Source organism: Kitasatospora sp. HUAS MG31 (assembly GCF_040571325.1).
GTDB lineage: Bacteria > Actinomycetota > Actinomycetes > Streptomycetales > Streptomycetaceae > Kitasatospora > Kitasatospora camelliae.
Map to the genome: position 1 here is coordinate 2,772,798 of NZ_CP159872.1, position 17,435 is coordinate 2,790,232.

The 17,435-nt window shown below is 73.8% G+C and carries 14 protein-coding genes; 3 read left to right on the top strand and 11 right to left on the bottom strand.

Going from position 1 to position 17,435, the window contains the following annotated elements; genetic code table 11:
* Window positions 1-102: 102 nt before the first annotated feature.
* From infB to rimP, 4 genes are all read right to left on the bottom strand, one after another.
* Window positions 103-3,183, bottom strand: coding sequence for a translation initiation factor IF-2 (gene infB, locus ABWK59_RS12445; RefSeq protein ID WP_354640510.1), 3,081 nt, complete (start codon window positions 3,181-3,183; stop codon window positions 103-105).
* A gap of 180 nt (window positions 3,184-3,363) precedes the next feature.
* Complete coding sequence (locus tag ABWK59_RS12450; RefSeq protein ID WP_354644927.1) at window positions 3,364-3,660, bottom strand: YlxR family protein; 297 nt, start codon at window positions 3,658-3,660, stop codon at window positions 3,364-3,366.
* Between the two features lie 70 nt (window positions 3,661-3,730).
* A complete protein-coding gene (gene nusA / locus ABWK59_RS12455; protein WP_354640511.1) occupies window positions 3,731-4,732 on the bottom strand; it encodes a transcription termination factor NusA in 1,002 nt (333 codons plus the stop codon).
* A 50-nt stretch (window positions 4,733-4,782) separates the two neighbouring features.
* Window positions 4,783-5,364 carry a ribosome maturation factor RimP gene (gene rimP, locus ABWK59_RS12460; protein WP_354640512.1) on the bottom strand — a complete coding sequence of 194 codons (582 nt, stop codon included), beginning with the start codon at window positions 5,362-5,364 and terminating at the stop codon, window positions 4,783-4,785.
* A 237-nt stretch (window positions 5,365-5,601) separates the two neighbouring features.
* Between rimP and ABWK59_RS12465 the strand changes: the two genes are divergently transcribed.
* The 3 genes from ABWK59_RS12465 to ABWK59_RS12475 all read left to right on the top strand — a co-directional run bounded on the left by ABWK59_RS12465 (window position 5,602) and on the right by ABWK59_RS12475 (window position 8,476).
* Window positions 5,602-6,786, top strand: coding sequence for a ferritin-like domain-containing protein (locus ABWK59_RS12465; RefSeq protein WP_354640514.1), 1,185 nt, complete (start codon window positions 5,602-5,604; stop codon window positions 6,784-6,786).
* A gap of 72 nt (window positions 6,787-6,858) precedes the next feature.
* Window positions 6,859-7,782, top strand: coding sequence for an aminoglycoside phosphotransferase family protein (locus ABWK59_RS12470; RefSeq protein ID WP_354640516.1), 924 nt, complete (start codon window positions 6,859-6,861; stop codon window positions 7,780-7,782).
* Window positions 7,783-7,921: 139 nt separating this feature from the next.
* Complete coding sequence (locus ABWK59_RS12475; RefSeq protein ID WP_354640518.1) at window positions 7,922-8,476, top strand: GNAT family N-acetyltransferase; 555 nt, start codon at window positions 7,922-7,924, stop codon at window positions 8,474-8,476.
* 41 nt (window positions 8,477-8,517) lie between these two features.
* Here the strand turns inward: ABWK59_RS12475 and ABWK59_RS12480 are convergent, their stop codons facing one another.
* The 7 genes from ABWK59_RS12480 to ABWK59_RS12510 form a co-directional block, all read right to left on the bottom strand.
* Complete coding sequence (locus ABWK59_RS12480; protein WP_354644928.1) at window positions 8,518-9,393, bottom strand: GNAT family N-acetyltransferase; 876 nt, start codon at window positions 9,391-9,393, stop codon at window positions 8,518-8,520.
* Between the two features lie 145 nt (window positions 9,394-9,538).
* Window positions 9,539-10,699 carry a flavodoxin-dependent (E)-4-hydroxy-3-methylbut-2-enyl-diphosphate synthase gene (gene ispG / locus ABWK59_RS12485; RefSeq protein ID WP_354640520.1) on the bottom strand — a complete coding sequence of 387 codons (1,161 nt, stop codon included), beginning with the start codon at window positions 10,697-10,699 and terminating at the stop codon, window positions 9,539-9,541.
* Window positions 10,700-10,895: 196 nt separating this feature from the next.
* Window positions 10,896-12,200, bottom strand: coding sequence for a M50 family metallopeptidase (locus ABWK59_RS12490; RefSeq protein WP_354640521.1), 1,305 nt, complete (start codon window positions 12,198-12,200; stop codon window positions 10,896-10,898).
* A gap of 70 nt (window positions 12,201-12,270) precedes the next feature.
* Window positions 12,271-13,500 (bottom strand): 1-deoxy-D-xylulose-5-phosphate reductoisomerase, encoded by a 1,230-nt coding sequence (gene dxr, locus ABWK59_RS12495; protein WP_354640523.1) that lies wholly within the window; start codon window positions 13,498-13,500, stop codon window positions 12,271-12,273.
* 31 nt (window positions 13,501-13,531) lie between these two features.
* On the bottom strand, window positions 13,532-13,936 hold the full coding sequence (locus ABWK59_RS12500) for a hypothetical protein (protein ID WP_354640524.1): 405 nt from the start codon (window positions 13,934-13,936) through the stop codon (window positions 13,532-13,534).
* A gap of 119 nt (window positions 13,937-14,055) precedes the next feature.
* Window positions 14,056-15,498 carry an aldehyde dehydrogenase family protein gene (locus ABWK59_RS12505; protein WP_354640526.1) on the bottom strand — a complete coding sequence of 481 codons (1,443 nt, stop codon included), beginning with the start codon at window positions 15,496-15,498 and terminating at the stop codon, window positions 14,056-14,058.
* Between the two features lie 203 nt (window positions 15,499-15,701).
* Window positions 15,702-17,267, bottom strand: a complete 1,566-nt coding sequence (locus tag ABWK59_RS12510) for a PucR family transcriptional regulator (protein ID WP_354640527.1) — start codon at window positions 17,265-17,267, stop codon at window positions 15,702-15,704.
* Window positions 17,268-17,435 lie beyond the last annotated feature (168 nt).

Below are 17,435 nucleotides of genomic sequence, written 5' to 3' on the forward strand. Positions count from 1 at the left end.
CGGCCTGAGCCGGTCTGAATCCCGACACCGAGGACCCTAACAGCGAGACCGGGGCCGGTCGACGGGTTAACCAACCCGCCGACCGGCCCCGACTGACAACCCTTACGAGCGCGGCTTCTCGCGCATCTCGTAGGTCTCGATGACATCGTCGATCTTGATGTCGTTGTACGAGCCCAGGGTCACACCGGCCTCGAAGCCCTCGCGGACCTCGGTCGCGTCGTCCTTGAAGCGGCGCAGGCCCTCGATGTTGAGGTTCTCCGCCACGACCTTGCCGTCGCGCAGCAGGCGGGCCTTGGTGTTGCGGCGGATGACGCCCTCGCGCACCAGGACACCGGCGATGTTGCCGAACTTGGAGGAGCGGAACACCTCGCGGATCTCCGCGGAGCCGAGGCGCACCTCCTCGTACTCCGGCTTGAGCAGGCCCTTGAGCGCGGCCTCGATCTCCTCGATCGCCTGGTAGATGACCGAGTAGTACCGGATGTCGACGCCCTCGCGCTCGGCCGCGGTCCGGGCACGCCCCTCGGCGCGCACGTTGAAGCCGATGATGATGGCGTCCGAGCCCATCGCCAGGTCCACGTCGGACTCGGTGATGGCACCCACACCGCGGTGCAGGATCCGGAGCTCGACCTCCTCGCCCACGTCCAGCTTGACGAGGGCGTCCTCGAGGGCTTCGACCGAACCGGAGACGTCACCCTTGATGATGAGGTTGAGCTTCTCGATGGAGCCGGCGGCCAGGGCGGCCTCCAGACCCTCCAGCGAGACGCGCACGCGGCGCTGCGCGAAGGACGCGTTGCGGTCGCGGGCGGCACGCTTCTCGGCGATCTGGCGGGCGGTGCGGTCCTCGTCGACGACGATGAAGCTGTCGCCGGCGCGGGGCACCGAGGTCAGACCGAGCAGCAGCACCGGACGGGACGGGCCGGCCTCGGAGAGGCTGTTGCCGTTCTCGTCCAGCATGGCGCGGACGCGGCCGTAGGCGTCGCCGACGACGATCGAGTCGCCGACGCGGAGGGTACCGCGCTGGACGAGCAGCGTCGCCATGGCGCCGCGGCCCTTGTCCAGGTGGGCCTCGATCGCGATGCCCTGCGCGTCCTGCTCCGGGTTGGCCCGGAGGTCGAGCGAGGCGTCCGCGGTGAGGACCACGGCCTCCAGCAGGTCCTCGATGTGCAGGCCCTGGCGGGCGGAGATGTCGACGAACATGGTGTCGCCGCCGTACTCCTCGGCCACCAGACCGAACTCGGTCAGCTGGCCGCGGACCTTGGTCGGGTCGGCACCCTCGACGTCGATCTTGTTGACGGCGACCACGATCGGCACACCGGCGGCCTTGGCGTGGTTGAGCGCCTCGACCGTCTGCGGCATGACACCGTCGTTGGCCGCGACCACCAGGATCGCGATGTCGGTGGACTTGGCACCACGGGCACGCATGGCGGAGAACGCCTCGTGACCCGGGGTGTCGAGGAAGGTGATCCGGCGGTCCTCGCCGTTCACGTTCGCCGACACCTGGTAGGCACCGATGTGCTGGGTGATACCACCGGCCTCGCCGGCCACCACGTTGGTCTTGCGGATGGCGTCCAGCAGGCGGGTCTTACCGTGGTCGACGTGACCCATGACGGTCACGACCGGCGGACGCGGCGCCAGCATCTCCTCGTCGCCCTCGTCGGCACCGAAGTCGATGTCGAAGGACTCGAGCAGCTCGCGGTCCTCGTCCTCCCGGCTGACGATCTCCAGCTGGAAGCCCATCTCGTCGGCCAGCATCTGGAGCGTGTCGTCCGAGACCGACTGGGTCGCGGTGACCATCTCACCCAGGTTGAACATCACCGAGACGAGCGCCGCCGGGTTGGCGTTGATCTTCTCGGCGAAGTCCGTCAGCGAGGCGCCGCGCGAGAGGCGAACGGTCTGGCCGTTGCCACGGGGCAGCATCACACCGCCGACGGACGGGGCCTGCATGGCCTCGTACTCCTGGCGCTTCGCCCGCTTCGACTTGCGGCCACGGGCCGGACGGCCACCGGGGCCACGGCCGAAGGCACCCTGCGTGCCACCACGGGCACCCGGGCCACCGGGACGACCGCCGAAGCCACCGGGACGGGCACCGCCGCCACCGAAGCCACCGCCGCCACCGGCGCCGCCACCCGGACGGGGGCCGCCGAAGCCGCCACCGGCCGGACGCGAGCCCGGACCGGCCGGACGGCCCTGGAAGCCGGGACGGGCGCCGCCGCCACCGGGCGCACCCGGACGGGCGCCGGGACCACCCGGACGCGGGCCCGGACGCGGGCCGGGGCCGGCCGGACGCTGCGGCATCATGCCGGGGTTCGGACGCGGCATGCCGGACGGGCTCGGCGCACCCGGGCGGGGACCGGCCGGACGGGGCATGCCGTCAGGACGGGGAGCGCCACCGGGACGCGGACCGCGCTCGCCACCGGCCGGAGCACCCGGACGCGGGGCACCACCCGGACGCGGACCGCGCTCGCCACCGGCCGGAGCACCCGGACGCGGGGCACCACCCGGACGCGGGCCACGCTCGCCACCGGCCGGAGCACCCGGACGCGGGGCACCACCCGGACGCGGAGCACCGGCACCGGGGCCGGCCGGGCGCGGGGCGCCGGGACGGGCCATGCCGGAGGCACCGCTGGAGGTGAAGGGGTTGTTGCCCGGACGCGGGCCGGCCGGGCGCGGGCCCGGACGGGCGGCCGGGTTGGCCGGACGCGGGGCGGCCGGACGGGACTCACGGGCCTCGCCGGCCGGAGCCGGGGAGGAGAACTCGGCCGCCGGCGCCGCGGGAGCGGCGGGCGCGGCCGGGCGGGCCGCCGGGCGCGGGCCCGGCGTCGGCGCGCCACCCGGGCGGGGAGCCGCGGGGGCGGCCGGCGCGGAGGGTGCCGCGGCGGCGGGGGTCGGACGGGGGCCCGGCGTCGCGGTGGGACGCGGGCCGGGGGTGGGCGCACCCGGCTTGGGTGCGCCCCCGCCGGAGGCGGGGGTGGGCGCCGCGGGCTTCCGCGGGCCAGGCTTGGCGGACGCGCCGCCGGAAGGCGGCGTCGCTCCCAAAGCGTCAGTCAACTTGCGCACGACCGGCGCCTCGATCGTCGAGGACGCCGACCGCACGAACTCACCGAGCTCGGTGAGCTTGGCCATGACGGCCTTGCTCTCCAAGCCAAGCTCCTTGGCGAGTTCGTATACCCGGACCTTAGCCACTTCGCTCCTGTCTATACGTCCGGGGTAAACGCCGCCGGACTGTCGCTACTTCATGGGCGTACTCATCGCGTACTCATCGAGTGCTCATCGCAATCTCGACCTACTTCCATCTCGCGAGGTACCTGACGTGTCGCACGGCGTGCCGCTGCCGTGCGCCTGTGCGTGTTGCGGTGCTCTGTCTCAGCGGGGCGTCGGCGTACCGCCCGCCCGCTCCTCGACACGGGTCCGCAACACGTCGGTGTCGAGCGCGCCCTGGAGCCGGAAGGCCCTGGGGAACGCCCGGCGGCGTACCGCGAGGTCGAGGCAGGTCGGGTCGGGGTGCAGATGCGCGCCCCGGCCCGGCAGTGTGCCGCGGGGATCGGGGACGCAAACGCCCTCGATCGCCACGACACGCAACAGATCGTGCTTGGCCGCCCGCTTGCGGCAGCCCACGCAGGTGCGTTCAGGGCATGCGCGGACATGCGTCCGGCCAGACACGCTCAAGTCTACCCCTCCGAAGGGACATGCCGCCGCCCCGTAGATCTCCGGAGGACAGCTACAACGTTGACTACCGGTCGGAAGATTCCCCGGCCGGGACCTCGGTGTCGGGACGGATGTCGATCCGCCACCCGGTGAGGCGGGCGGCCAGGCGGGCGTTCTGGCCCTCCTTGCCGATGGCCAGCGACAGCTGGTAGTCGGGCACGATCACCCGGGCCGAGCGCTGGTTGTAGTCGACGATCTCCACCTTGGTCACCCGGGCGGGGGACAGCGCGGCGGCGACCATCTCCGCCGGGTCCTCCGACCAGTCGACGATGTCGATCTTCTCGCCGTGCAGCTCGGCCATCACGTTCCGCACCCGGCCGCCCATCGGGCCGATGCAGGCGCCCTTGGCGTTCAGGCCCGCCTTGCGCGACCAGACCGCGATCTTGGTGCGGTGGCCGGCCTCGCGGGCGATGGCGGCGATCTCCACCGAGCCGTCCGCGATCTCCGGGACCTCCAGCGCGAAGAGCCGCTTGACCAGGTTGGGGTGGGTCCGGGACAGCGTGACCGAGGGCCCGCGGACACCGCGGCGCACACCGACCACGTAGCACTTCAGGCGGGTGCCGTGCTTGTACTCCTCGCCGGGGACCTGCTCCTGCGGCGGCAGGATGGCCTCCAGCTTACCGATGTCGACCAGGACGCTCTTCGGGTCCTGGCCCTGCTGGACGACACCGGTGACGATGTCGCCCTCCTTGCCGGCGTACTCGCCGAAGGTCTGGTCGTCGGCGGCGTCCCGCAGCCGCTGCAGGATGACCTGCTTGGCGGTGGACGCGGCGATCCGGCCGAAGCCGCTCGGGGTGTCGTCGAACTCCTTGGGCTCGACGCCCTCCTCCAGCTCGGCGGCGTCCTCCAGCGCCCACACGGTCACGTGGCCGGTCTTGCGGTTCAGCTCGACCCGCGCCCGGCGGCGCGAACCCTCGGTGCGGTGGTACGCGATGAGGAGCGCCGACTCGATCGACTCGACCAGCAGGTCGAACGGAACACCCTTCTCGGTGACCAGCCCACGCAGGGCGCTCATGTCGATGTCCACGGCTTACGCCTCCTCTTCTTCGATCAGGTTCATTGGGGGGGTGCGGAGCGTTACGCGTCGGCGCCGGCGTCGGCCGCGCCGTCGCCCGCCGCCTCGTCGTCCAGCACGTCGGGCTCGTCCGCCAGGTCCTCGGCCTCGTCGAGGAGCTCCTCGTCCTTGCGGTTGAACTCGACCTGGACCCGTGCCTTGGCGATCTCGGCGAAGGCCACGCGGCGCTCCTTGGCGCGGCCCCGGCCCTTCACCGGCTGGACCTCGACCAGCGCGCCGTCCTCGTCGCTCTCCAGGACCCGGGCGGTGATCTCCCCGCCCTCGGTCAGCTGGGCCTTCACCAGACGGCCCGTGGCCCGGCGCCAGTGGCGGGGCTCGGTGAGCGGGCGCTCGGCACCCGGGGAGCCGACCTCCAGCAGGTAGGGAGCGCTGCCCAGCAGATCCGAGTCGTCCAGCGCCTGGCCGACCAGGCGGCTGAACTCGGCGATGGCGTCCAGGTCGACCCCGCCGTCGGCGTCCACGTCGATCTGCACCTGGCGGCGGCTGCCGGCCTGGGTGATCTTGACGTCCTCGACATCGAGCCCCGCGTCGGCGGCCAGCGGCTCCAGCAACGCGCGCAGCCGGTCGGTCTGGGTGGTGCTCATCCGGGTGACTCCTCGGCCGCGTCTGCTGTTGTCAGAAGGTGCTAACTCATGGCGAAGCCTATCCGGTCCACCCCCGAAGCGCCGATTCCTGCCTCGGCCGGCGGCGAGCCGCGTACCCTCACTGCGAGCAAGGTCACAGTGGGAAAGGGCACCCGTCCGCGCTCGGGTCGTGAAGGTGCCGTCATGATTCACCCACACGGGAGCACACCGCTCCCCCGCGAGCCCCCTGGAGCGCTGATGCCGTCCCCCACCCGGCGTACCCTCCCGGCCGTCGGCGCGCTGACCGGCGTCCTGCTGCTGCTCACCGCCTGCAGCGGGGGCAGCGGGCACGACGACGGCAACCGCCGGCAGGTGGAGGACACCGACCGGCAGCTGCGGGCGCGGGCGGTGGCCGCCACCGACGTGCTGCTGGCCGGCTACGACGCGGTGATCGCCGGTCCCGGCGCGGCGAAGGCGGAGGTCCTGGGCGACCTGCGGGACGAGGTGGCCGAGCACCGGGCCGCACTGGCCGAGGGCCTGCCCGGCGACTCCCCGGCCGCGCCGAGCGGCACCGCCGCCACCGCCTCGTCGACCGCCCCGGCGGACCCGCCCGCCTCGGTGGCCGCGCTGGCCGCCGCCGAGCGGGAGACCGCGGGCGCCCGACTGGCCGACCTGGACGCCGCCTCCCCCGAGCTGGCCCGGCTGCTGGCCGCGGTCTCCGCCTCGGACGCGGTGCACGCCGCCCTGCTCGGCGACACCGCACCGATCGCCGCCGCCAACCCGGCCGGCCTGCCCTCCCCCGCCGCCTCCGCCGCCGCCGCGACCGGCACCGCGGGCACCGCCGCCGGCGCCACGCCCGCCGCCGCCCCCTCCACCGGCGGCCCCTCCCCGACGGCCGCCCCGCTGCCCTCCCCGGACGCCGCCTCCCTGCAGTCGGTGCTCTCCGCCGAACACGCGGCGGTGTACGGCTACGGCGTGGTCGGCGCCTTCCTGCCCGCCGGGGCGCAGCGCGAGGACGGCCGCGGCACGTACGCCGCCCACCAGGCGCGCCGGGACTCCTGGCAGCGGCTGCTCAGCGGCCGCGGCGCCTCCCCCACGGCGGCCGCCGCCGGCTACCGGCTGCCGTTCGCGGTCAAGGACGCCGCCACCGCCGGCCAGCTCGCCGCGCACATCGAGAGCCAGCTGACCACCGTCTACGCGGACCTGGTCACCGCCTCCCCCGGACCGCTGCGCGCCGAGGCCGCCGCCGCCCTGCGGGAGTGCGCGCTGCGGGCGGTGCACTGGGGCGCCGAGCTGCCGGCGCTGCCCGGCCTCGCGGACCCCGCCGCCGGGGGCGACGCCACCGACGGGCCACTGGACGGGGCGACCCCGGGCGCGGCCACGGGTACGGCCACGAACGCGGCGGCCCCGGAAGCGGTCGCGAGCGCGTCGTCGGCCGCCTGAGCCCTCCGCCGCCCCCCATGGCCGACAATGGGCGGGCAGCCTCCACGGGGACGAACCGACCGAAAGGCCACGATGTCGGCACAACCAGGGCAGATCAGCATCCCCGAGCGGCTGACCGAGACCGTCCGGGCCGCCCAGGGTGAGGCGGGCCTGGCCTGGCTGGCCGCCCTCCCCCAGCGGTTCGCCGACCACCTGGCCCGCTGGGGCCTGGTCCTGGAGCGGATCTGCGAGCCCGGCGGCCGGCTGAGCCTGGTCGGGTACGTCCACCGGGAGGACGACCTCTCCCCCGCCGTGCTCAAGGCCGCGCTGCCCACCCCCGCCACCGAGCAGGAGCACGCCGCCCTGCGGCAGTGGGCCGGACGCGGCGCCGCCCTGCTGCTCAACGCCGACCCCGCCCAGGGCGTCCTCCTGCTGGAACGGCTGCACGGGGACATCCCGCTGCGCTCGCTGGCCGAGGCCAAGGCCATGCTGGAGGCGACCAGCCTGCTCCGGCGGCTGTGGGTGCCACCCGACGAGGGACACCGCTTCGTCTCCGTCCGGACCCGGGTGGAGGAGCTCTCCGAGCTGCTGCGGGAGCGGCTGCCCGCGGCGCCGGCGGAGGTCCGGCCGCTGGCCCAGGAAGCGCTGGAGACCGCCGCCGGGTTGCTGGACTCCGAGCCGGAACAGCTGCTGCTGCACGGCGACTTCCACCACGGCAACGTGCTGGCCGCGGACCGCGCGCCCTGGCTGGCCGTCAGTCCGCAACCCCTGGTCGGGGAGCGGGCGTTCGACCTGGCGCGGCTGGTCCGCGACCGGATGGACACCCTGGCCGGCTCCCCCGGCCCGCAGTCCGCCGTCCGGCGCCGGCTCCACCAACTCGCCGACGCCGTCGACGTCGACCGCGACCGCCTCCGCGGCTGGACCCTCTTCCGCACCACCGAAGCCGGCCTCACCGCCCACGCCGCCGGCCACACCCCCACCGCCGAACTCGCCCTGGAATTCGCCACCTGGCTGTAGCCGCAACCGGGTTCCTCAGGGATGCGGATCCCTCCCCGCGCAGTTCTCCCCCGGCCTGGCGCACCGCCTGCGGAGCAGCCCCGGAGGGGATGTGCGGAGTGATCGTCCCGAGGCGTGGCGGAGTAGTAACGTCCGGGGCATGGAGCAGCTGACCGAGGTGACGATCGAGCCCATCGACCTGGCTGCGTCGGCCCCGACCGTACTGGAGGTCCAGGCGGTCGCGTTCGGCCTGACACCGCAGGAGGTGGCGGTCCGGCTGCCGATCGTCGGGCGCCACGCGGAGCAGCCGGGCGTGCTGGCCCTGGGCGCGCACGCGGGCGGCCGGCTGGTGGGTTTCGGGTACGGGATGCCGAACCGGCGCGATCACTGGTGGAGCACGGTCATCCAGCCGTACCTGGCGGCGGGCGGGTACGAGGACTGGCTGGACGACGTCTTCGCGATCACCGAGCTGCACGTGCTGCCGGAGTTCCAGGGCCGCGGGGTGGGGAGTTCGATCATCCGGACGCTGTGCGACCGTTCGGGCCGGCCGCGGTCGATCCTGTCGGCGATCGACGCGGAGACCCCGGCCCGCCGGCTGTACCGCTCGCTGGGGTACCGGGACCTGGCCAGGGCGGTCCGCTTCCCCAACACGGTCCGCCCGTACGCGGTGATGGGTGCCCGACTGCCGCTGCGCGGGTCGGCCGGGGAGCGCTGAGCCCGCGGCGGGGCCTCAGTACAGGGCGTCGGAACGGCGCGTCAGAACAGCACGCTCATGAAGGCGCCGACCTCGCGGAAGCCGACCCGGTGGTACGCCGCGCGGGCGCGGACGTTGTAGTCGTTGACGTAGAGCGAGACCACGGGGGCGACCTCGGCGAGGGCGATGTCGAGGACGGCGGCCATGCCGCTCTCGGAGTGGCGCCGGCCGCGGTACTCGGGGGCGACCCAGACGCCCTGGATCTGGCAGGCGCCGGCGGTGACGGCGCCGATCTCGGCCTTGAAGACGACCTGGCCGTCCTCGTCGAAGCGGGCGAAGGAGCGGCCGGAGGCGACCAGCTCGGCGACCCGGGCCTGGTAGAGCAGGCCGCCGTCGCCGGCCAGCGGGGAGACCCCGACCTCCTCGGTGAACATGGCGACGCAGGCCGGCATCACGGCCTCGACCTCGTTCCTGCGCACCCGGCGGACCAGCGGGTCGGGGGCGACCTCGGTGGAGCGGGTGGAGGTGGCCATCAGCGGCTGGTGGCCGCGGACCTCGCGGGCCGGGCCCCAGTTGCGCTCCAGCAGCGCCCACAGGGCGGCGGTGGCCTCGGCCGGTCCGACGATGGAGGAGCAGCGGCGGCCCTGGCGGCGGGCCCGTTCGGCGAAGGCGCGGACGGCCTCGGGGCCGGCGTTGACGGGGACCAGGTTGGCGCCGGCGTAGCAGAGGGACTCCAGGCGGCCGTCCTCGCCGTGCCAGCCCCACATCTCGCCGCCGAGCCGCCAGGGGTCGAGCCCGACGGCCTCGACGCGGGTGGCGACGAAGGAGTTGGCCACCGGGTCCCGGTGGAGGACCTCCAGGGCGTCGTCGAGATCCGGGGTGTCCAGCACACGGGTGGCCGACAGGGCCCGCGCGACCTGGAAGGGGCCGGGGAGCATCACACCTCGATCGAGCACAGACACCTCACTAGACAGCTCCTGCCGCACCCTACTCCCCGATCGGGCGGTGGCAAGGGGCCGCGGGGCCGTTCGTCGCGCCTGCTCGGTGCACGGACGGCCCCGCGGTCTCAGCGGTGGGCGGTGGTCACTCCGCCGCGACGACGACCGGGGCGCCGGACTCCACGCCGGCCTCCTGCATCTGCTCGGCCAGCTTCATGGCCTCCTCGATCAGGGTCTCGACGATCTTCGACTCGGGGACGGTCTTGATGACCTCGCCCTTGACGAAGATCTGGCCCTTGCCGTTGCCGGAGGCGACGCCGAGGTCGGCCTCGCGGGCCTCGCCGGGGCCGTTGACGACGCAGCCCATGACGGCGACGCGCAGCGGCACCTCCATGCCCTCCAGGCCGGCGGTGACCTCCTCGGCGAGCTTGTAGACGTCGACCTGGGCGCGGCCGCAGGACGGGCAGGAGACGATCTCCAGGCCGCGCTGGCGGAGGTTCAGCGACTCGAGGATCTGGATGCCGACCTTGATCTCCTCGGCCGGCGGGGCGGAGAGGGAGACCCGGATGGTGTCGCCGATGCCCTCGGCGAGCAGCGCGCCGAAGGCCACCGCGGACTTGATGGTGCCCTGGAAGGCGGGGCCGGCCTCGGTGACGCCGAGGTGCAGCGGGTAGTCGCAGGCGGCGGCGAGCTGGCGGTAGGCGTTGATCATCACGACCGGGTCGTTGTGCTTGACCGAGATCTTGATGTCGCGGAAGTCGTGCTCCTCGAACAGCGAGCACTCCCAGAGCGCGGACTCGACCAGCGCCTCGGGGGTGGCCCGGCCGTACTTCTCCAGCAGGCGCTTGTCGAGGGAGCCGGCGTTGACGCCGATCCGGATCGGGACGCCGGCGTCCTTGGCGGCCTTGGCGATCTCGCCGACCTTGTCGTCGAAGGCCTTGATGTTGCCCGGGTTGACCCGGACGGCCGCGCAGCCGGCGTCGATCGCGGCGAAGACGTACTTCGGCTGGAAGTGGATGTCCGCGATGACCGGGATCTGCGACTTCCTGGCGATGATCGGCAGCGCGTCGGCGTCGTCCTGGGACGGCACGGCGACCCGGACGATCTGGCAGCCGGAGGCCGTCAGCTGGGCGATCTGCTGCAGCGTCGCGTTGACGTCGGAGGTCAGCGTGGTGGTCATCGACTGCACCGAGACCGGGGCGTCACCTCCGACCGGGACGTTGCCGACCATGATCTGCCGGGAGACGCGCCGCTGGGCGAGCGGCTTGAGCGGCAGGGACGGGATACCGAGCGAGATCGCGGTCATGTGCGGAGGTTCCTCTGAGGGAGGTCGGTGAAGCCGGCTGGTGGTGCCTCCCGGCCTGTCCCAGGAGGCTGCGGCCGGGCCGGGCGCGCCCGCGCGGGCACACCCGGCGTCCAACGGTACGCCACGGCCCGGCGCGGGAGCACATCCGCCGGTCCGCGCGGCGCCCCAGGGGCGCCGGGGCAGGTCGGGGCGGCGGTCAGTTGATCCGGACGGGGTTGACGATGTCGGCGACGGCGACCAGGGCGGTGAAGGCGATGAAGATCGCCGCCACCACGTAGGCCACCGGCATCAGGCGGGCCACGTCGAACGGGCCCGGGTCGGGGCGGCGGCGGATCCGCGCGAGGGTGCGGCGCACCGACTCCCAGACCGCTCCGGCGATGTGCCCGCCGTCCAGCGGGAGCAGCGGGAGCATGTTGAACAGGAAGAGCGAGAGGTTGATCCCGGCGAGCAGCTGGACGAAGAAGGCGAGCTGCTGGGTGGCGGGGAGGTCCATGGCGAAGACGTCGCCGCCGAGGCGGGCGGCGCCGACCATGCCGATCGGGTCGTCGGTCGAGCGCGGGGTGCCGTCCACGACCGCGTGCCAGAGGCTGGGGATCTTGGAGGGCAGGGCGGCGAGCGAGGAGATGCCGTGCTCGGCCATGTCGGCCATCTCGTCGGCGCTCTCGCCGACCGACAGGTGGTGGACGCCGATCGCCGGGGTGATGCCGAGGAATCCGGCCTCCACGGTCTGCCCCTTGATGGCGCGGTGGTCCGCGTCCATGGCGGGCAGGGTGTTGCGCTCGATGGTGGCCGTCAGGGTGACCCGCTCGCCCTTGCGGTCGACCACGATCGGGACGGTCTTCCCGGCCGAGTCGCGGATCTGCGACTGCAGCTGCGGGTAGTTGTCGACCTTGGTGCCGTCGAAGCTCAGCACGGTGTCACCGGCCCGCAGGCCGGCCTTGTTGGCGGGCGAGAGCGGGGCGTCGGGCGGGCAGGTGTCGGTGGACTTCCCGGCCGGCACCACGCACTGGCTGACCTCCTGCACGGTGGGCACCGAGACCTGCTGCCCGATGCCCATGAACAGGGTCAGGAACAGCACCACCGAGAGGATCAGGTTCATGAACGGGCCGGCGAACATCACGATGACCCGCTGCCAGGGCTTGCGGGTGTAGAACAGCCGCGTCTCGTCCCCCTCCTGGAGCTCCTCGTAGGAGGCCTCGCGGGCGTCCTCGATCATGCTCCGCCAGGGCGAGCTGCTGCGCTGCGCTATCCGGCCGTCCGCGCCCGGCGGGAACATCCCGATCATCCGGATGTACCCGCCGAGCGGGATCAGCTTGAGGCCGTACTCGGTCTCGCCGCGGCGGCGGGACCAGATGGTCCGGCCGAAGCCGACCATGTACTGCGGCACGCGGATGCCGAAGAGCTTGGCGGTGGAGAGGTGGCCCAGCTCGTGCCAGGCGATCGAGAAGAGCAGCCCGATCAGGAAGATCAGGATGCCCAGCCCCCACATCAGGTTCGCCACCGCGTGTCCTCCGTCGTCCGCTGTTCGGGTGTCGCCGCTGGTCCGGCCGCTCGGTGTGCGGCCTGCCGTCTCAGCCCGCGGCGAGTTCCCGCGCGCGGGCCCGGGCCCAGTCCTCAGCGTGGAGTACGTCCTCCACCGTGAGGGAAGTTCCCGTGACGGGGGCGCCGTGCTCGGCGACCACCTTCGCCACAGTGTCCACGATCCCGGTGAAGGCGAGGCGCCCCTTCAGGAAAGCGTCCACGCACTCCTCGTTGGCCGCGTTGAAGACCGCCGGGGCCGTGCCGCCGAGCGTACCGACCTCGCGGGCCAGCTCGACGGCCGGGAAGGCCTCGTTGTCCAGCGGGAAGAACTCCCAGGTGGCGGCCGTGGTCCAGTCGCAGCCGGGGGCGGCGTCCGGGACGCGGTCGGGCCAGCCGATGCCGAGCGCGATCGGCATCCGCATGTCCGGCGGGCTGGCCTGGGCCAGGGTGGAGCCGTCGGTGAACTCCACCATCGAGTGGACGACCGACTGCGGATGGACCACGACCTCGATCCGGTCGAAGGGCACGTCGTACAGCAGGTGGGCCTCGATCACCTCCAGGCCCTTGTTGACCAGGGTGGCGGAGTTGATCGTGACGACCGGGCCCATCGCCCAGGTCGGGTGGGCCAGCGCGTCCTCGGGGGTGACACCGGCCAGCTGCTCGCGGGTCCGGTTGCGGAACGGGCCGCCGCTGGCGGTGACCACCAGCTTGCGCACCTCCGCCCGGGTGCCGCCCGCCAGCGCCTGGAACAGCGCGGCGTGCTCGGAGTCCACCGGCACGATCTGGCCGGGCTTCGCCAGCGCCTTGACCAGCGGGCCGCCGACGATCAGCGACTCCTTGTTGGCGAGCACCAGCACCCGGCCGGCGGCCAGCGCGGCCAGGGTGGGGCGCAGGCCGATCGAGCCGGTGATGCCGTTGAGCACCGAGTGGCACTCCAGGGCGGCGACCTCGGTGGCGGCGTCCGGGCCGGCCAGCACGGTCGGCAGCGGGCGGCCGGCGGCACCGGCCGCCAGCGCCTCCTCCAGCGCGGGGACGGCCGCCTCGTCGGCCACCGCCACGGTGTGCACGCCCAGCCGCAGCGCCTGCTCGGCCAGCAGCGCGACCCGGCCGCCGGCCGCCGAGAGGGCGACCACCCTGAACCGGTCGGGGTTGCGCAGGACCACGTCGATGGCCTGGGTGCCGATCGATCCGGTGGAGCCGAGGATCACCAGCTCCCGGGGGCCGTCCGGGTTCGCGACGGTCGGTTCGAAGCGCAGCTGCGGGTGGGCGAGCGAGTTCATGCCCCCCATTGTGTCCTGTGCCGTGGCCGCCCTACTTCCAGGCCCACACCTTTCCGCTGACCTTGTCCTCGTCCACCTCGTACTCGAACACACCGGCGTACTCGTTGAGCGGGGCGAGGGCCCCGGTTCCGCCCTCCCAGACCAGCGAGCCGCGCCAGCTCACCCGGCCGGGGCCGGTGAAGGTGCCGACGCCCTGGCCCCGCCAGGTCACGCTGTCCCCGGACTGGGTCATCGTGATGCCCAGCCCGGTGCCGTACAGCCGCCCGTCGGCGCGCATCCGTGCCTCGTACGTCGCCCAGTCCCGCCCCGCGACGCCGAGGAGCTGCCCCTCGACCTGGACCGAGGTCTCCACCGTCGGTGCGAGGCCGTGCTCACCGCCGAGCACCCGGCGCCCCGTGACGTGGCCCTGTATCTCTCCGATGAGGTCGCCTAGCATGACCGACCTCCCTTCCTCCGTCTTCCGGACTACGCCGGTCGCCGAGGGGTGTCAAGGCAGGCCGACGCCCCGCCACCGGGGAGGGTGACGGGGCGTCAAGGGGTGACCCGGAGGGTGACTCAGAGGTCGAGGCCGGTGAGCACCATGACCTTCTCGAAGGTCATGTCCTCCATGGCGTAGCGGACGCCCTCACGGCCGACGCCGGAGTCCTTCACACCGCCGTACGGCATCTGGTCGGCGCGGTACGACGGGGCGTCACCGATCACCACGCCGCCGACCTCCAGCTCGCGGTGGGCGCGGAAGGCGGTCTGAACGTCGTGGGTGAAGACGCCGGCCTGCAGGCCGAACGGCGAGTCGTTGACCGCGGCGAACGCCTCGTCGGTGGACTCCACCCGGTGCAGGGAGAGCACCGGGCCGAAGACCTCGGCGGTGGCCAGGATGGCGTCGGCGGGCAGGTCGGCCAGCACGGTCGGGGCGTAGGCCGCGCCCTCGCGTGTGCCGCCGGTCAGCACCTTGGCGCCCTTGGTGACGGCGTCCTCCACCCAGGCCTCGACGCGCTTGGCGGCGTTCTCGTCCACCAGCGGGCCGACGTCGGTGGCGTCGTCGAACGGGTCGCCGGTGACCTGGGCGCGGACCTTGGCGACCACCTTCTCCGCCAGCGCGTCGTACACGCTCGCGTCGGCGATCACGCGCTGCACCGAGATGCAGGACTGGCCGCCCTGGTAGTTGGCGAAGGTGGCGATCCGGGTGGCGGCCCAGTCGAGGTCGGCCTCGGAGGACCAGTCGGCGAGCACCACGGCCGCGGCGTTGCCGCCGAGCTCCAGGGTGACGTGCTTGCGCGGCACCGAGTCCATGATCTGGTAGCCGACCCGGTCGGAGCCGGTGAAGGAGATGACCGGCAGGCGCTTGTCCTGGACCAGGGCCGGCATCTTCTCGTTCTCGACCGGCAGCACGCTCCAGGCGCCGGCCGGCAGGTCGGTCTCGGCCAGGATCTCGCCGAGCACCAGGGCGGAGACCGGGGTGGCCGGGGCCGGCTTGAGGATGATCGGCGCACCGACCGCGATCGCCGGGGCGACCTTGTGGGCGACCAGGTTCAGCGGGAAGTTGAACGGCGCGATGCCCAGCACCACACCGCGCGGGAAGCGGCGCACCAGCGCGAAGCGGCCCACGCCGCCCGGGTCGGTGTCCAGGCGCATGGTCTCGCCGTTGGTGCGGCGGGCCTCCTCGGCCGCCCAGCGGAACACCGACACGGCGCGGCCGACCTCGCCGCGCGCCCACTTGATCGGCTTGCCGTTCTCGGCGGTGATCAGGCGGGCGATCTCCTCGGTGCGCTCGGCGAGGCGCTTGGAGACGTGGTCCAGGGCGGCGGCGCGGACGTGCGCCGGAGTGGCGGCGAAGACCGGCGCGGCGGCCACCGCGGCGGCGACGGCCTCCTCGACCTGGGCGTCGGTCGGGACGCTGACCCGGGCGACCAGGCTGCCGTCGTGCGGGTGCCGGACCTCGAAGTCCGCGTCGCCGCTCGCCCGACGGCCGGCCAGCCAGAACTCATGGGTGGTGGTCACGGTCGTACCGGCCCTCTCCTCGTAGTCAGTGGATCCCCGTAGTCAGCGGATCCCCGTAGTCAGTGGATTCCGCAGCCCACGGTAGGGGCGATCCGCCGGAAACCGGATTGGCCACCGCGGAGCATTGGGTCTTCGGGGCAGGACACGGTGTACGACCGCCGGCCGGGGAGCACCCACCGGGGCGCTCCGCCGGCCGCCCGGGTCTACTCCTCGCCGGATCTCAGCGCGAGCCAGAGCTCCATCCGCACGTCGGTGTCGTCCAGCGACCGTCCGAGCAGCTCCTCGACCCGCTTCATCCGGTACCGCAGCGTGTGCCGGTGCACCCCGAGGTCCGCGGCGGCGGCGTCCCACTGCCCGTGCCGGGACAGCCAGGCCCGCAGCGAGGCGACCAGGTCGCCGCGCGCCGTCCGGTCGTGCTCCCGCAGTGGCCGCAGCAGACCCTCCGCGAAGGCGGTCACCGCCTCCTCGCCGAGCAGCGGCAGCAGCGACCCGGCGCCGACCTCCTCGTGGTCCACCGACCGCCGCCCACCGCGCTGCGCCACCGCCAGCGCCCGCTCGGCCTGCGCGTACGCCGTCCCGGCCTCCTCCAGCGCGGCGGGCGCCGAGACGCCCAGCGCCAGGCCCTCGTGTTCCTCGACCACGCCGAGGCAGGCCCGGTGCACCGCGCCGTTGTCCATCGCCAGCACCATCAGCCGCGGGCCGTGCGCACCGTCCTCGCGGGCCACCAGCAGCCGCTCGCCGACCTTGCCGCCGGCCTGCTCGGCCCGGTCGCCGAGCTCGCTCAGCGCCTCGGCCGTCTCCGGGGCGGCCCCGGCGGCGGCGACCAGCACCCGGATCGTCCCCTCGGGCAGCCCGCCGAACAGACCCGCCGCCACCTGCCGGGCGGTGGCCACCTCGCCGGCCAGCACCATCCGCAGCAGCGCCGCGCCCATCCGCTCCTCGGCCTGCCGCAGCTCGCGCGAACGCTCCAGGGTGAGGGTGAGCAGGGCGACGGCGGCGTTCAGCACGTACCGCTCGGTGGGGGTGATCCGGTCCTCGGTGCCGACGGCGAGAAAGCCGCGTGGGCGGCGGTCCGCGCCGAGCGACTGGACGACCACGTAGTCCTCGTCGGCGGTGTCGATGCCCTGGGAGCGGCCCTGCAGGGCGGCGCTGGAGGGCGCCGGACGGCGGCGCAGCCGGTCCACCTCGGCGGCCAGCCGGCCGGCCCGGCGGGCCGCCCAGTCCGGCGCCACGGCGGACAGCGCACCCGACCCGTCGTACAGCGCGGCCCAGCCGCCGAGCCGGGCGGCGAGCCGGCGGACCACCGCGGTGGTGCCGTCCTTGCCGAGCGCGGCCCGGGTGAGCTCGTCCTGCGCCTCGAAGCTGGTGGTGACCGCCTCGTACTGCTCGGCGGCCAGCGCGGCCGAGACCGTCTTGGAGATCGCGATGAACGGCGTGGCCTCCGGGACCCGCAGCAGCGGCAGCCCGCGCTGCGCGGCGGCGTCGACCAGCGCCTGCGGCACCTCGGTGTGCGAGAGCCCGACCCCGAGACCGAGTCCCACCACGCCCGCGTCGGCCAGCCGGTGGACGTAGGACTGCAGCCCGGCCGCGCTCTTGCCCAGCTTGATGCCGGTGGTGAGCAGCAGCTCGCCGCCCTCCAGGAACGGCGTCGGGTCGTCCAGCTCGCTGGTGTGCACCCAGCGGACCGGCCGTTCCAGGTGGTCCGCGCCGGCGAGGACCGTCAGATGCAGCGCGGAGTTGCGGACTACGGAGGCGAGTGTGGGGGGCATGGCACCTTCGGTGGTTCGACCAGGTCGCGCCGTTGCGACCGGGCGAGTGGGGGATCTGGGTCCATTATGTACGCGCCGGACAAGCCGCAGAGCCGGAATCCGCCGGTCCGTAGCCAGCCGCGCCGCCGGACTGCCGGTTCGTCGCCGTCCGGGCGGACGGGCACGCCG

Excerpts from the sequence above, each read along its gene's own strand:
- ispG (WP_354640520.1), bottom strand. The coding sequence starts at position 10,699 with ATGACCGCGATCTCGCTCGGTATCCCGTCCCTGCCGCTCAAGCCGCTC.
- ABWK59_RS12465 (WP_354640514.1), top strand. The coding sequence starts at position 5,602 with ATGCCGTCCCCCACCCGGCGTACCCTCCCGGCCGTCGGCGCGCTGACC.
- dxr (WP_354640523.1), bottom strand. The coding sequence starts at position 13,500 with ATGAACTCGCTCGCCCACCCGCAGCTGCGCTTCGAACCGACCGTCGCG.
- ABWK59_RS12500 (WP_354640524.1), bottom strand. The coding sequence starts at position 13,936 with ATGCTAGGCGACCTCATCGGAGAGATACAGGGCCACGTCACGGGGCGC.
- rimP (WP_354640512.1), bottom strand. The coding sequence starts at position 5,364 with ATGAGCACCACCCAGACCGACCGGCTGCGCGCGTTGCTGGAGCCGCTG.
- ABWK59_RS12475 (WP_354640518.1), top strand. The coding sequence starts at position 7,922 with ATGGAGCAGCTGACCGAGGTGACGATCGAGCCCATCGACCTGGCTGCG.
- ABWK59_RS12470 (WP_354640516.1), top strand. The coding sequence starts at position 6,859 with ATGTCGGCACAACCAGGGCAGATCAGCATCCCCGAGCGGCTGACCGAG.
- ABWK59_RS12480 (WP_354644928.1), bottom strand. The coding sequence starts at position 9,393 with ATGCTCCCCGGCCCCTTCCAGGTCGCGCGGGCCCTGTCGGCCACCCGT.
- ABWK59_RS12510 (WP_354640527.1), bottom strand. The coding sequence starts at position 17,267 with ATGCCCCCCACACTCGCCTCCGTAGTCCGCAACTCCGCGCTGCATCTG.